Origin of the sequence: Pseudomonas sp. PAMC 25886 (assembly GCF_000242655.1) — a bacterium.
Lineage (GTDB): Bacteria > Pseudomonadota > Gammaproteobacteria > Pseudomonadales > Pseudomonadaceae > Aquipseudomonas.
The window spans coordinates 69219-84074 of sequence record NZ_AHHC01000021.1; the positions used below are offsets into that span (position 1 = coordinate 69219).

At 62.1% G+C, this 14856-nt stretch carries 12 protein-coding genes; 5 read left to right on the forward strand and 7 right to left on the reverse strand.

Annotated features, from left to right (window positions below; all coding sequences use genetic code 11):
• Window positions 1-124: 124 nt before the first annotated feature.
• A complete protein-coding gene (locus MUM_RS0106050) occupies window positions 125-1465 on the reverse strand; it encodes an ammonium transporter (RefSeq protein ID WP_010168031.1) in 1341 nt (446 codons plus the stop codon).
• 34 nt (window positions 1466-1499) lie between these two features.
• Entirely contained in the window at window positions 1500-1838 is a 339-nt protein-coding gene (glnK, locus tag MUM_RS0106055; protein ID WP_002555808.1) for a P-II family nitrogen regulator, read from the reverse strand.
• A 422-nt stretch (window positions 1839-2260) separates the two neighbouring features.
• On the opposite strand from glnK, the gene MUM_RS0106060 reads away from it, so the two are divergent.
• Window positions 2261-2521, forward strand: a complete 261-nt coding sequence (locus MUM_RS0106060) for an accessory factor UbiK family protein (RefSeq protein WP_010168136.1) — start codon at window positions 2261-2263, stop codon at window positions 2519-2521.
• Window positions 2522-2573: 52 nt separating this feature from the next.
• Here MUM_RS0106060 and cfa read toward each other — a convergent pair whose 3' ends face one another.
• Complete coding sequence (gene cfa / locus MUM_RS0106065; RefSeq protein WP_081480055.1) at window positions 2574-3686, reverse strand: cyclopropane fatty acyl phospholipid synthase; 1113 nt, start codon at window positions 3684-3686, stop codon at window positions 2574-2576.
• A gap of 234 nt (window positions 3687-3920) precedes the next feature.
• Between cfa and MUM_RS0106070 the strand changes: the two genes are divergently transcribed.
• Window positions 3921-4829: a LysR family transcriptional regulator gene (locus MUM_RS0106070; RefSeq protein ID WP_010168138.1), complete on the forward strand. Its 909-nt coding sequence runs from the start codon at window positions 3921-3923 to the stop codon at window positions 4827-4829.
• A 97-nt stretch (window positions 4830-4926) separates the two neighbouring features.
• Window positions 4927-6423 carry a YifB family Mg chelatase-like AAA ATPase gene (locus MUM_RS0106075; RefSeq protein ID WP_010168139.1) on the forward strand — a complete coding sequence of 499 codons (1497 nt, stop codon included), beginning with the start codon at window positions 4927-4929 and terminating at the stop codon, window positions 6421-6423.
• Here the strand turns inward: MUM_RS0106075 and MUM_RS0106080 are convergent.
• Window positions 6410-6994, reverse strand: coding sequence for a TetR/AcrR family transcriptional regulator (locus MUM_RS0106080; protein WP_010168142.1), 585 nt, complete (start codon window positions 6992-6994; stop codon window positions 6410-6412). The genes MUM_RS0106075 and MUM_RS0106080 overlap by 14 nt on opposite strands.
• Window positions 6995-7108: 114 nt before the next feature.
• On the opposite strand from MUM_RS0106080, the gene MUM_RS0106085 reads away from it, so the two are divergent.
• Window positions 7109-8032 (forward strand): ABC transporter six-transmembrane domain-containing protein, encoded by a 924-nt coding sequence (locus MUM_RS0106085; protein WP_010168143.1) that lies wholly within the window; start codon window positions 7109-7111, stop codon window positions 8030-8032.
• Window positions 8033-8149: 117 nt separating this feature from the next.
• Here the strand turns inward: MUM_RS0106085 and MUM_RS0106090 are convergent, their stop codons facing one another.
• Both MUM_RS0106090 and MUM_RS0106095 read right to left on the reverse strand, forming a co-directional pair.
• Window positions 8150-10126, reverse strand: coding sequence for a methyl-accepting chemotaxis protein (locus tag MUM_RS0106090; RefSeq protein ID WP_010168145.1), 1977 nt, complete (start codon window positions 10124-10126; stop codon window positions 8150-8152).
• A 179-nt stretch (window positions 10127-10305) separates the two neighbouring features.
• Window positions 10306-11226 carry a LysR substrate-binding domain-containing protein gene (locus MUM_RS0106095; RefSeq protein ID WP_010168147.1) on the reverse strand — a complete coding sequence of 307 codons (921 nt, stop codon included), beginning with the start codon at window positions 11224-11226 and terminating at the stop codon, window positions 10306-10308.
• A gap of 152 nt (window positions 11227-11378) precedes the next feature.
• Between MUM_RS0106095 and MUM_RS0106100 the strand changes: the two genes are divergently transcribed.
• On the forward strand, window positions 11379-12782 hold the full coding sequence (locus MUM_RS0106100) for a NorM family multidrug efflux MATE transporter (RefSeq protein WP_010168149.1): 1404 nt from the start codon (window positions 11379-11381) through the stop codon (window positions 12780-12782).
• A 158-nt stretch (window positions 12783-12940) separates the two neighbouring features.
• On the opposite strand, the gene MUM_RS0106105 is transcribed toward MUM_RS0106100, so the two are convergent.
• Complete coding sequence (locus MUM_RS0106105) at window positions 12941-14611, reverse strand: putative bifunctional diguanylate cyclase/phosphodiesterase (RefSeq protein ID WP_010168151.1); 1671 nt, start codon at window positions 14609-14611, stop codon at window positions 12941-12943.
• Window positions 14612-14856: the final 245 nt, after the last annotated feature.

The following is a 14856-nucleotide window of genomic DNA, read 5'->3' on the forward strand; positions in this document are numbered from 1 at the left end:
CGCACACAGAAAAGTGCGGTGTGGATCCCATCACAAAGTCGCCAAAAAACCCATACACCTTTAGCCACAGACAAACCCCAGGCAAAAAAATGCCCGGCAAGCCGGGCATCTTTTTTTCGCGTACTTACAAGTTGTAGCCGCGTTCGTTGTGTTGCGCCAGGTCGAGGCCGACAGCCTCTTCCTCTTCGGTCACCCGCAGGCCCATCACCACGTCCAGCACCTTGAGGATGATGTACGTCACGATAGCGGTGTAGATGACGGTGAAGCCGACGCCTTTGGCCTGAACCCAGACCTGTGCGGCGATATCGGTGGTCGCGGCGTTGAAGCCACCCATCGACGGTGCAGCGAACACGCCAGTCAGGATCGCGCCGAGGATACCGCCGATACCGTGCACGCCGAAGGCGTCCAGGGAGTCGTCGTAGCCCAGTTTGCGTTTCAGGGTAGTGGCGCAGAAGAAGCACACCACACCGGCAGCCAGGCCGATCACCAGGGCGCCCATCGGGCCCACGGTGCCAGCGGCTGGAGTGATTGCCACCAGGCCCGCAACCACACCCGAGGCGATGCCCAGAGCGCTTGGCTTACCGTGGGTGACCCACTCGGCGAACATCCAGCCCAGCGCCGCCGCAGCGGTAGCGATCTGGGTCACCAGCATCGCCATGCCGGCAGTGCCGTTGGCCGCAGCCGCGGAACCGGCGTTGAAGCCGAACCAGCCGACCCACAGCATGGCCGCGCCCACCAGGGTGTAACCGAGGTTATGCGGTGCCATTGGGGTGGTTGGGAAGCCTTTACGCTTGCCGAGTACCAGGCACGCTACCAGGCCGGCCACACCGGCGTTGATGTGCACCACGGTGCCGCCTGCGAAGTCCAGTACGCCCCAGTCGCCCAGCAACGAACCCGGACCGCCCCACACCATGTGGGCAATCGGTGCGTAGACCAGGGTGAACCAGACGCCCATGAAGATCAGCATCGCGGAGAACTTCATACGCTCGGCGAACGCACCGACGATCAGCGCCGGGGTGATGATCGCGAAGGTCATCTGGAATGTCACGAACACCGCCTCAGGGAACAACGCCGCCGGGCCGGTGATGCTGGCCGGGGTCACACCCGAGAGGAACAGTTTGGACAAGCCACCCACAAACGAGTTGAGGTTGACGACGCCTGCTTCCATACCGGTGGTGTCGAACGCCATGCTGTAGCCGTAGACGAACCACAGGATGGTGATCAGGCCGGTGATGGCGAAGCACTGCATCATCACGGAAAGAATGTTTTTGGAACGAACCATGCCGCCGTAGAACAGCGCGAGGCCTGGAATGGTCATGAACAGCACCAGCGCGGTCGACGTGAGCATCCACGCGGTGTCGCCGGAATTGAGGACTGGAGCAGGTGCTGGGTCCGCCGCCATGGCCAGGGCCGGCATTACGAGGGACAACAGGGCTCCTAGCCCTGCGAATTTACGCAGAGTCATATTGTTTTCTCCTGGGGCGTTGGGGTTTGGCGGCTTAGATTGCGTCGGTATCGGTTTCGCCGGTACGGATGCGAATAGCCTGTTCCAGATTGACCACGAAGATCTTGCCGTCACCGATTTTGCCGGTGTTGGCGGCCTTGGTTATCGCCTCGATAACCCGGTCAAGATCCTTGTCGTCAATGGCGACATCAATCTTCACCTTTGGCAGGAAATCGACCACGTATTCCGCGCCGCGATACAGCTCGGTGTGACCCTTCTGCCGACCGAAGCCTTTGACCTCAGTGACGGTAATGCCCTGCACGCCGATCTCGGACAGTGACTCGCGTACATCGTCCAACTTGAACGGCTTGATGATGGCAGTGACTAGCTTCATGAAAACTCTCTCCCGAATTGGTGGACTTGCCCCAGGAAAACAAACCCGTCTCAAGTCTAAGCGCAGTGCCTGGCTTTGTAACGCTTCGTCGCCTTGGCATTTGCCATTGCGACGCTCGCTAACCACTGGTGACGAAACATGTACCGCTGGTCCGTCGGCGCACTGCATCGTCACAGCGACTGCATCAGTGCATGGGTCATGAACGTCTAAGCAGAAAGCTTGCCAGCTCCGTAAAAATCACTGAAATCAGTCCTTTGTTCGCTTGCGGCCACCCACCGGGCGCCATTGCCGCGAAGATACGCACGAAAACGGTGCGCGACCGCCCGGCCCCATGCGCGAAAAGCGTGCGCCTGTGGTGGCGAAAAAGACTATAGACGCTGCGTGATACACTGCCGGCCAACAGATTTTCCGGACTATTTCCCATGCTCGCGCCCAAAGACCTCCTCGACGCCCTGAGCGGCCACGCCTCCCGCCTGTTCAGCAGCGACACACCGCTGCCGCGCAACGAAATTGAAAGCCAGTTCAAGGCTCTGCTGCAGAGCGGTTTCAGCAAGCTGGACCTGGTAAGCCGGGAAGAGTTTGATAGCCAGATGGTGGTGCTGGCGCGCACTCGGGCGCGGTTGGAAAGCCTTGAGGCCAAGGTGGCGGAGCTGGAAGCGCGATTGGCGCCGGCCGCCGAATAAACAGGCCCAACCGGGGCAGGTTTTGCCTGTCCCCGTTAAACCGTTGCAGCCATCAGCTCACCCGCTGATACCCGCCAACAACCCCCTTCTTCGACAACACCCACTGCCACAGCTGGATATCCCGCGCGCGAAACGCTCCTGCACACGACAGCAGGTAATAGCGCCACATCCGGTAGAAGCGCTGGCCAAAGGTGTCGGCGAAATCCGGCCACGCCAGTTCGAAGTTTTCGCACCAGGCCATCAGCGTCTTGTCATAGTCGGCGCCAAAGTTGTGCAAATCCTCGGCAACAAATAATCCGTCCATGGCGTCGCCGATCTGCCCGATCGAGGGCAAATCACCGTTTGGAAAGATGTATTTGTCGATCCACGGGTCCGGCGTGCTGTTGCGCTGGTTCTTGCCGATGGTGTGCAGCAGGAACAGCCCCTCGTCTTTCAGGCAACGGTTGGCAACCTCCATATACGCCCGATGATTCTTGCGGCCCACATGTTCAAACATGCCGACGCTGGCGATATGGTCGAATTGCTCGTCGATATCCCGATAATCCTGGAGCCGAAACTCGATCGGCAGATGGGCGTACTTGGCGCGGCCCCACTCCGCCTGTTCCTTGGAAATGGTCACACCGACACACTCCACACCGTAGTGCTCGGCGGCATGGCTCATGAAACTCCCCCAGCCACAGCCGATATCCAGCACGCGCATGCCCGGCTTGAGCCCCAGCTTTTTACAGATCAGGTCCAGCTTGGCGAACTGCGCCTGTTCCAGGGTGGTGGCGTCTTTCCAGTAGCCGCAGGTGTAGGTCATGCGCGAGTCGAGCATGCGCGCGTAAAAGTCATTGCCGAGGTCGTAGTGCGCTTCGCCGACTTGCCAGGCGCGCTTCTTGTTTTGCAGGTTCAGCCATCGGGAGCTGAACGCGTGAAACAACAAGGTGGCCGGGTTGGCCTGGTCAATCACGCCGGAGCGCATGAGCCGGTAGAAAAACTCATCCAGCGCCTCGGCGTCCCAGCCGCCGTCCATATAATCTTCGCCAAGACCCAGGTTTCCCTTGGCCAGGGCCAGGTCGAACGTGGCACTGTGGTGCAGCTGCATATCCGCAGCCGACGGTCCGTTGACCTCGATCTGCGCCTGCGCCAGCAACTCCTTAACGAAGCGCGCTCCCTGAGACATCTCATCAGAACCGGAAAAAGAATGACGCGTTTTGTTAAGCACAATTGCTCTCCAGAAATAGCGTTGCCTTTGATTCATACACTGCGAGAAATCTGGCCATGGAAGCGTCTGGAAAGGCCCTTCGGGCCTCACCGGGAACGCTGGCTGGGAACAGATGTAACAAATCTTATCCAGCCAATTTTTAAAGATATAATGAATTAATATTATGAAAACCATGCAAAATTGGAATGCAAGATGGACATCCGGGCGCTCCGTTATTTTGTAGAAGTCGTAGACCAGCAGAGCTTCACCAAGGCCGCCACCAAACTGCACCTGACCCAGCCAACGGTCAGCAAAATGGTGCAGCAACTGGAGTCGAGCCTTGGCCTGAAACTGCTGGACCGTATGGGCAAACGTTTCACCCTGACGGACGCCGGGGAGATTGTGCTCAAGCGCGCCAAGGAAATGATCGCGCTGCACGATGAGATGACCGTGGAGCTGCAAGACCTGCAGCAGGTCGGGCGCGGGGCCCTGCGCATGGGGCTTTCGCCTTCCACCCACCTCGCCCTGGCGCCGATCTTTGCGGAATACCACGCCCGCTACCCGAAGATCGAACTGAAACTGTTCGAGAGCGGCGGCAACATCACCATTCAGGACCTGCGCCAAGGCACCCTGGAGTTCGGCACCATTCTGGACTCACCGCGCGTGGCGGATATCTGGTCCGAATTCGAATCCATGCCCTTGTTCGAATCACCGCTGTGCCTGCTCGCGCCCCACGACTCGCCCTGGCAAGGCCGCAGCTCGGTGGAACTGAGCGAGCTGCACGCCTGCGAATTCATCTTTTACGATGACACCTTCACCCTGAACCAGTTTGTACTCGATGCCTGTGCCCAAGCCGGTTTTGAGCCGCGCATCAGCGGCCGCAGCAGCCAATGGGACTTTATCGCCTCCCTGGTACGGTTGGGCGTGGGCATCACCCTGCTGCCCCGGGCGTTCTGCGAAACCCTCGACGCCAGCCAGTTCAGCATCGCGGAAATACAGTCGCCGGCCCTGAACTGGAGGCTGATGCTGGCGTGGCGTCGGCAGTGCAAGCTGTCGTTTGCGGCGCAGGCGTGGTTGACGTTGGCGAAAGAGTTTCTGTGTGTACCGCCGACGGACCAGTAGCCCGATACGTTCTGTAAAACCTCCCCACCGCGCTCCGCCAGCGCTGAACTACCCTTGAAAAACCGCAGGAAGCGGCCACTCATTTCAAGGATCGAGCATGTCCCTCGCCATCGTCCACAGCCGCGCCCAGATTGGCGTCGAAGCCCCCGCCGTCACTGTCGAGGTGCACATGGCCAACGGCTTGCCATCGCTGACGCTGGTGGGCCTGCCGGAAACCGCGGTCAAGGAAAGCAAGGACCGCGTGCGCAGCGCCATTCTCAATTCTGCGCTGCAATACCCGTCCCGCCGCATCACCCTCAACCTCGCGCCCGCCGACCTGCCCAAGGACGGCGGGCGTTTTGATTTGGCGATTGCCCTGGGGATTCTCGCCGCCAGCGTGCAGGTGCCGACATTGACCCTCGATAACGTGGAATGCCTGGGCGAGCTGGCGCTGTCCGGCGAGGTGCGGGCGGTGAAAGGTGTATTGCCGGCAGCCCTGGCGGCGCGCAAGGCCGGGCGCACCTTGATCGTGCCCCGGGCCAATGCCGAAGAGGCCTGCCTTGCCTCGGGGTTGAAGGTGATTGCCGTGGACCATCTGCTGCAAGTGGTGGCGCACCTGAACGGTCACGTGCCGATCGAGCCCTTCGTTTCCAGTGGACTGATGTATTTGAACAAACCCTACCCCGACCTGAGTGAAGTGCAGGGCCAACTGGCGGCCAAGCGTGCGCTGTTGATCGCTGCGGCGGGCGCCCACAACCTGTTGCTCAGCGGGCCGCCGGGCACCGGCAAGACCTTGCTCGCCAGCCGTCTGCCGGGGTTGTTGCCGCCCTTGAGCGAACAGGAAGCGCTGGAGGTGGCGGCGATTCAGTCGGTGGTCAGCCTGGCGCCGCTGAGCCATTGGCCGCACCGGCCGTTTCGCCAGCCGCACCATTCGGCATCCGGCCCGGCGCTGGTGGGCGGTGGCTCGAAACCGCAGCCGGGGGAAATTACCCTGGCTCATCACGGCGTGCTGTTTCTGGATGAGCTGCCGGAGTTTGATCGCAAGGTTTTGGAAGTGCTGCGTGAACCACTGGAATCCGGGCATATCGTGATTTCCCGCGCCCGCGACCGGGTAAGTTTCCCGGCGCGCTTTCAGTTGGTAGCGGCGATGAACCCCTGCCCTTGCGGCTACGTGGGCGAGCCGAGCGGACGTTGTCGCTGCACGCCGGAGCAGATCCAGCGCTATCGCAACAAACTCTCGGGGCCGCTGCTGGACCGGATTGACTTGCACGTGACCGTCGCCCGGGAAAGCACCGCGCTGAACCCGGGCACACAGTCCGGCGATGACACCGCCAGCGCGTCCGTGCTCGTCGCCGAGGCCCGGGAGCGCCAGCAACGGCGCCAGGGCTGCGCCAACGCCTTTCTCGACCTGCCCGGGCTACGCCAGCACTGCAAACTGAAAAAGGCTGATGAAGGCTGGCTGGAGAGCGCGTGCGAACGGCTGACGCTGTCGCTGCGGGCGGCTCATCGCTTGCTCAAGGTTGCCCGTACCCTCGCCGACCTGGAACAGGTGGAGGCCATCGCCCGTCATCATCTGGCGGAAGCCTTGCAATACCGGCCCGCTAGCGTTTCTTAGGCAACGCCAGGAGCAAGGCCGCCACTTCCATCACCTCATCCATCACCGCTTCAGCCGACTCAACGGAGGGCTTGAGCATCAAGTCATCGGCATAACCCATGGCCACGGCGAACAGCTGCCGCGCGGCGCGTTTGGACGACTCACAGCGGAACACCTTGGCCGCCACACCTTGCTCGATGATCTGCGCGAGCATGGCTTGCCACTGGGCGTTGATCACCAGGTAAGCCTGGGCCAGTGGCTCGTCGTGCATCGCTTCGTCCCAGGCATCCAGCCACAACGCCCACCCGGCCTCTGCCGTGGAGGGCAGGCAGTCCCGCAAGAAACCTTCGAGGGCTTGCAGCGGTGGCAGGCCTTCCAGTGGCGCCCGCACCTCGTCCAGTTGCTCGTTGGCGAATCGCACAAACGCTTCGCGGCGCAGGTCTTTCCAGTCGCTGAAGTAGTGATAGACGTGGCTGCGGGACAGCCCGGCATGCTCCGCCAGGTCGCGGGTGGAAACATCGGCGAAGCCCTTGCTGCGAAACAGCTCCAGGGCGGCGGCGATGATCTGGTCTTTACGGTCGATACGCGACATGAGGCTTTTCCTTCAGGCACCGGCAGATCGACGGCGCTTGCTTTTTGAGCGGTCGCTCAAGGATACTTGAGCAGTCGCTCAATAATAGCGTTTATCTCACTCTCGGTGCACCCCATGTCATCCGTAACACCCCAGATCCTGATCGAAGAAAGCAAAAAGATCGGGCAACAATCCGCCAGCCAAACGCTCAAGGCGATCGCCAAGGCTTATCCCGGCAAGCTGTTCTGCACCTTGTCGCTGGTGGCGCTGGAGAACGCATTGCTGCTGGCCTACCCACTGTTTGCCGGGTTTGCGGTGGACTCGATCATCCGCGGTGACGCTGGCAGCGCGCTGTTCTACGCCGCCGTGGTGCTGGCGTTCTGGGTGGTCGGCGCGGCGCGACGAGCGTTGGATACGCGCACGTTTACCCGCATTTACGCGGACCTCGCGGTGCCGGTGATTCTCAACCAGCGCCTGCAAAACCACAGCATCTCGCGGGCGGCGGCACGGGTGGTGTTGGCGCGGGACTTTGTCGACTTCTTCGAAAAGCACGTGCCGATCATCGCGACGGCGCTGGTGTCGATCGTCGGTGCGGCAGTGATGTTGTTGGTGATTGAGCCGTGGATCGGCCTGGCGTGCCTGACCGCGCTGGTGCTGTGCACCACCCTGCTGCCACGCTTTGCCCGACGCAATCAGGAACTGCACGAACGCTTGAATGACCGCCTGGAAAAGGAAATCGGCCTGGTGGAAAAGGTCGGCGCGCAGACCTTGCAGCGCCACTATCAGGTGCTGTCACGCCTGCGCATCTGGCTGTCGGACCGCGAGGCCGCAGCGTTCCTGTTTATCGGCACGCTGGCGGCGCTGCTGTTTGTGGTCGCCATCAGCCAATTGGCGCTGTCGCCGGCGGTCAAGGCCGGCCACGTGTATGCGGTGATGACTTACCTGTGGACCTTTGTCAGCAGCCTGGATGAAGCGCCAGGGATGGTCGATCAACTGGCGCGGCTCAAGGACATTGGCAAGCGTGTGGACCCGGGATTGGGCGACCGATCCGACGTTTGAGGCGTCGGGTCGGCCGTCATCGCGGGCAAGCCCGGCTCCCACAGTGGACCGCGTACTTCAGAACAACCCGGTCAACTGTAGGAGCGGGCTTGCCCGCGATGGGGCCCGAACAGTCAATCAACGAAACCGGTCAACCTCATGCCGCAAGCCCGCCGCCAGGGTCTCCAGTTCCTTGGCGGTGATCGCCAGGTTCGACACCACTTCACGCTGCTCGCTGTTGGCCAGGGCAATGCTTTGCAAGTTGCTGCTCAGCAGGGTCGCCGTGCTGCTCTGCTCCTGGGTCGCGGTGGTGATCGCCGCAAACTGCTGGCCGGCCGAGCGGCTTTGCTCGTCGATCCGCGCCAGCGCCGATGCCACGTCAGCATTGCGCGCCAGGCCTTCCTGCATCAGCACGTTGCCTTGCTCCATGGTGCTGATGGCGTTACCGGTTTCCTGCTGGATGCTCTGAATCATCCCGGAAATCTCGTCCGTGGCCTGACGCGTGCGCGACGCAAGGTTACGCACTTCATCAGCGACCACCGCAAACCCGCGCCCCTGCTCACCGGCCCGCGCCGCTTCGATGGCGGCGTTGAGCGCCAGCAGGTTGGTCTGTTCGGCAATCGCGGTGATCACCCCGACAATCCCGCCGATTTCCTGGGAGCGCTGCCCCAGGGTGTTAATCACTGTGGCCGTGCTGTTCAGCGCGGTGGCGATATGTTCCAGGGACGAGGACGCCTCTTGCATCGAGGTGCGGCCGATCTTGGTCTGCTGGGCGTTGTCCTGGGCCAGGCGCTCGGTGTTGCCCATGTTGTCGGCGATGTTCAGCGAGGTGGCGCTGAACTCTTCCACCGCGCCGGCCATGCTGGTGATTTCTCCGGACTGTTGCTCCATGCCTTCGTAGGCACCGCCAGACAACCCCGACAACGCCTGGGCACGACTGTTGACGTCTTCAGCCGCCTTGCGGATGTGCGACACCATGGTCGACAGCGCTTCGCCCATCTGGTTGAAACTGCGGGCCAACTGGCCAATCTCGTCATGGCTGGAAACGTTCAGCCGCGCACTCAAATCGCCCGCGCCCAGGGCTTCGGCCTGACGCACCAGGTCGCCCAATGGCTGCAACTTGCTGCGCAGCAACCAGACCGCCGCGCCTACCGCCAGCAACATCGCCAGCACGCTGCCGATCACCAGGCGAATACCCACCGACCAGGTCACCGCACGAATTTCGGCTTTCGGCATGCTCGCCACCACCGACCACGGGCCGCCTTCAAACGGCACTGCGACGCTGTAGAAGTCTTCGTTCTTGTCGCTCCAGAAGCGGCCCTTGCCAGGTTTGGCGGCCAAATCGAGCATCACCGCAATCGCCTGATCCAACGCCTGCACGCCCGCCGGCGGCACCAGCCAGTGCTTCTGTTCATCCAGCAACGCCAGGGAACCGGTCTGCCCGATGCGAAAGCGCTTGAGGTTCTCGAACTGGGCGTTCTGCGCATCGGTGTAATCGAAACCAACGAACAGCACCGCAATCACTTTGCCGCTGGCGTCTCGCACCGGGCTGTATTGGGTCATGTAGGAGCGATCGAACAACACCGCACGGCCCACGTAACCCTGCCCGCCGAGCAAGCGTTGATAGGCCGGGTGCTGGTGATCCAGCGCCGTGCCGATGGCGCGGCTGCCGTCCTGTTTGGTCAGGGAGGTGCTGACGCGGATAAAGTCCTCGCCACTGCGTACGAACAAGGTCGCCACGCCGCCGGACATCTGCTTGAACTCGTCGACTTCAGCGAAGTTGTTGTTCAGCACTTCCTCGCCCAGGTACAGGCCCGGGGTCTGCACGCCCGCCACCGTCACCGGTTGCCCTGGCCGCACACTCAGGCCTGCGCTGAAGCGCTTTTCAAACAGCCCGCTCAAGCGCTGGGTACTTTCGCGCAAGGTGCTGTGGAACGTATTGAGTTGGTCTGCCAGCAACCGGGCCTCGCTGGCCAGGTGTTCCTCGCGGGTGTCGAGGTTGGCGGAGTCCAGCGAACGCAAGGCGAACACCGTGCTGCCGCTGATGACGACAGCCAGTATCACGGCGAGTGCAAGACCCAGTTGGGAGGCGATCCGGGCGCGAGGTTGAGACATGAAGGCTCCTGGCCGAGGCCAGGATCATCCTGATCTCTTAGCGCTGCTCGGCAAAATTCTAATAGGGGGAAACGTTGTAGAACGGTGGTTCCAACAACCCTACTTCGGCGGGCAAGCTCAATACTTGAGCAATTCGCAGGGGTATCACGCAAACGATTGCTCCCAGGCGCACAATCAGCTCAATCAAGGCGCTCCACCCGCGGCAATTCCATCGCCTGGACCTCGCCCTGCAGAAAGTCCGCCAACCGTCGCAAACGCTCGCCACCGGGCCGGGTTTTCGGCCACACCAAATAGTAATTTTCCCCGCTGGCCACGGCGGTGGGCCACGGCAAACTCAAGCGGCCCTGGGCGACGTCTTCGGCCACCATCAGCAAGTCACCCATGGACACGCCATAACCCCGGGCGGCGGCGATCATGCCCAACTCCAGGGTGTCGAACACTTGCCCGCCCTTGAGCGACACCTGGGATGACAGCCCCATGCGCTCCAGCCAGTAGCGCCAGTCGCGCCGGTCGGGCGTCGGGTGCAGCAATTCGGCAGTGGCCAGCCGCGTGACATCCCAGGGCCCGTCGCTCAACAGGTTCGGCGCGCCCACCGGAATCAGCAGTTCAGGAAACAGGTAGCTGGCCTCCCAATCCGGCGGGAAATGGCCATTGCTCAGCAACACCGCGCAATCAAACGGCTCCTGGTTGAAGTCCACTTCATCGACGCTCATCCAGGCGCTGGTCAGTTGCACTTCATTGCCCGGCTGCAAATGCCGGAAGCGACTGAGGCGCGCCAGCAGCCAGCGCATGGTCAGGGTGGACGGTGCCTTCATGCGCAGGATGTCGTCCTCCGCGTTCAACGTATGGCAGGCGCGTTCCAGGGCCGCAAAGCCTTCGCGCACGCCCGGCAGCAGCAGGCGCGCGGCCTCGGTGAGTTGCAAGGTACGGCCGCTGCGCTGGAACAGGCGGCAGGCGAAATGTTCCTCCAGGGTACGAATGTGCCGGCTCACCGCACTTTGGGTGATCGACAACTCCTCCGCCGCCCGGGTGAACGAGTTGTAACGGGACGCCGCTTCAAAGGCGCGTAACGCGTAAAGAGGAGGGAGACGACGAGACATGGGGAAAGCTCCGACGGCGCAATATCGAAACCCTACCAGAATCATTCAGGCATGAGTTTTAATCATGCGAACCATCGGATTTATCCCTTTGTGCAATGCGCTGAGAGCGCCGAGAATCAACCCTTCCACTCTTACCTGACTTTTTGAGCGTGATGATCATGCAGCATCCGGCGCGTACCGAACTCTGGGCCATTCTGCGGCTGTCAGGGCCGTTGATTGCCTCACAGTTGGCCCACATGCTGATGGTGCTGACCGACACCCTGATGATGGCCCGCCTGAGCCCCGAGGCCCTGGCCGGCGGCGGCCTGGGCGCGGCGAGCTACTCGTTCGTGTCGATTTTCTGCATCGGCGTGATCGCGGCCGTGGGCACGCTGGTCGCCATCCGCCAGGGCGCGGGCGACATCGAAGGCGCCACCCGGCTGACCCAGGCCGGATTGTGGCTGGCCTGGTTGATGGCGCTGGTGGCCGGCTTGCTGCTGTGGAACCTCAAGCCAGTGCTGCTGATGTTCGGTCAGACCGAAACCAACGTCGCGTCCGCCGGCCAGTTCCTGACCATCCTGCCATTCGCCCTGCCCGGCTACCTGACGTTCATGGCGTTGCGCGGCTTCACCAGCGCCATCGGCAAGGCCACGCCGGTGATGGTCATCAGCCTGGGCGGCACGGTGATCAACTACCTGCTCAACCATGCCTTGATCGAAGGCATGTTCGGCCTGCCGAAACTCGGGCTGGTGGGCATTGGCCTGGTCACGGCCATCGTTGCCAACTGCATGGCCCTGGCGCTGGTCTGGTACATCAAATACAACCGCGCCTACGACGCTTATCCGCTGCGCAAGGGCCTGCTGCGGCCCAACCTGCATTACCTGCGGGAACTGTGGCGGCTGGGCCTGCCGATTGGCGGCACCTACGCGGTGGAAGTCGGGCTGTTTGCCTTCGCGGCGCTGTGCATGGGCACCATGGGCAGCACCCAATTGGCTGCGCACCAGATTGCCCTGCAGATTGTGTCGGTGGCGTTCATGGTGCCGGCAGGCATGTCCTACGCAATCACCATGCGCATCGGCCAGCATTACGGTGCCGGGCAGTTGTTGGAGGCGCGGCTCGCCGGGCGGGTCGGTATCGGCTTTGGCGCGCTGGTGATGCTGGGCTTTGCAGCAGTGCTGTGGCTGTTCTCGCACCCACTGATCAGCCTGTTCCTCGACCAGAACGACCCGGCCTTTCGCGATGTGATCAACCTCGCCGTCAGCCTGCTGGCCGTGGCCGCGTGGTTTGAGCTGTTCGACGGTGTGCAGACCATCGCCATGGGCTGCATTCGCGGGCTCAAGGATGCCAAGACCACGTTCCTGGTCGGGCTGGGTTGCTACTGGCTGATCGGCGCACCGGCCGCGTGGCTGATGGCGTTTAACCTCGGCTGGGGGCCGACGGGCGTGTGGTGGGGGCTGGCCTTGGGCCTGGCGTGCGCGGCGGTGAGCCTGACCTGGGCGTTTGAACGGAAGATGAAGCGGATGATTCGCCAGGAGCCTGAAACCCACCGCGGGTTTCAAGCCGCACAGCCTGAGTAACGACTGTACTCGGTCAGTGTAGGAGTTGGCTTATGTGGGAGCCGGGCTTGCCCGCGATACAGGCACCTCGGTAGGTCAGACACACCGCGGTGATGCTATCGCAGGCAAGCCAGCTCCCACAAAAGCTGGCTCCCACAGTTTTGATCGGGTTTACAACGTCAGATCACGCCGCCCACCAACTCCTGGCTGTCACCAAACGTCAGGTAGTCCACCAGTTCCGCCAACGGTAGCGGCTTGCTGATCAGGTAACCCTGAGCCTGGTCGCAGCCGAACAACCGCAGCAACGCCAGTTGTTCTGCCGTTTCAACGCCCTCGGCCACCACTTCCAGATTCAGGTTGTGGGCCAGGTTGATCATGGCGTGGACCAGCTTGCGGTTCTCTTCGCGCTCTTCCATGCCGCCGACAAAGCTCTTGTCGATCTTGAGCAAGGCAATCGGCAGGCTGTTGAGGTGCACGAACGACGAAAAGCCAGTGCCAAAGTCATCCAGGGAAAAGCGCACGCCCAGCCGGCCGAGGGCGTCCATGGTCTGCTTGACCAGGTCACTGCGGCGCATCACGGCGGTTTCCGTCAGCTCAAACTCCAGCCACTGGGCCTCCACGCCACGCTCGGCAATCAGCCGGCTGAGGGTGCTGAGCAATTGGCTGTCCTGGAACTGGCGGAACGACAGGTTGACCGCCATGTGCAACGGCGCAATCCCGCGTTCGCGCAGGTCTTGCATGTCGCGCAGGGCCCGGGAGATCACCCAGTAACCCAGCGGCACGATCAGGCCGCTTTGCTCGGCCAGCGGCACGAACTCGCTCGGCGGCAGCAAGCCGCGCTCACCGTGGCGCCAGCGCACCAGCGCTTCGAGGCCGACGATATGCCCGTCGTCGAGGTCCAGGCGGGGTTGGTAGTGCAGCTCCAGTTCGTCACGGCGCAACGCCCGGCGCAGTTCGCTTTCGAGGTCGGCGAGGCTGCGGGCGTTGCGGTTGATGCGTTCGTTGAAGATATGAAAGGTGCAGCCCTGGGTGCTCTTGGCTTGCTGCATGGCGATGTGGGCGTGCCACATCAGCGGGTCGGCGCCGGCCTTGGCGCGGGCATGGGCCACACCGAGGCTGCAGCCGATCAGCAGGCTTTCGCCATCCACCCAATACGGCTCGGCCATGGCTTCGATGATGCGCTCGGCCATCCATTCGGCGCGCTGGGGCGCACGGCGGGTGTCGATCAGCAGGGCGAACTCATCGCTGCCCAGGCGCGCCAGTTGATCGCCGGCCTCCAGCTGGCTCTTGAGCCGCGAGACCACTTGCAGGATCAGCCGGTCGCCGGCCTGGTGGCCGAGGGCGTCGTTGGCGTGGCGAAAGTTGTCGAGGTCGAGGTGACCGAGGGCGACGCCACGGCCTTCATTTTCCGCCAGGCGGGCGGTCAGCAGGGTCTGGAAACCCTGGCGGTTGGCGATGCCGGTCAGCGGGTCCTGCTCGGCCAGGCGTTGCAGGGTATTTTCCAGCACACCGCGCTCGCGCACATGCCGCAGGCAACGGCGCAATGTATCGACATCCAATGCATTCAGGATCAGCCAGTCACTGACGCCGAGGGGCGAAACCAGAGGTTCCTCCTCCAACAACAGTACCGTTGGCAAGCTGCAACGACCGGGGCCGGGCTGAAGGTTGGCCGTGGTCAGTAACACTGCACTGTGATCGTCGTCGAACAGATTGCTCACAGACTCCCAGTTTGGTGCGCTGATCAGCACAGCCCCATCGCCCATCGGCGCCAGGCACTCGCGCAATAACGCTGCCCACGCTGGCTCATCGGCCAGTAGCAGCAAACGCAAGGGTTCGACAGGCGTAGACAAGCTAGCTCCCTAGACTCTGCAAAATTTCGTTGGCGGCGGGCATTATGACGTGCGCCCCGATAATGACCAATGATATGGGTTATCAAATGCGCACTGTGCAGCTCTAGACCGAACAATAGTCCTAAATACCCTGCACATCCTGCGGCAAAGTAACAAAACCGGCAAATTTAGATCGAGTGGTACGTCACACTGTCGTTCAGAGGCAGCAGAATCTTGCCAGCCTGTTAAAATGCCCGCCCTTTTGA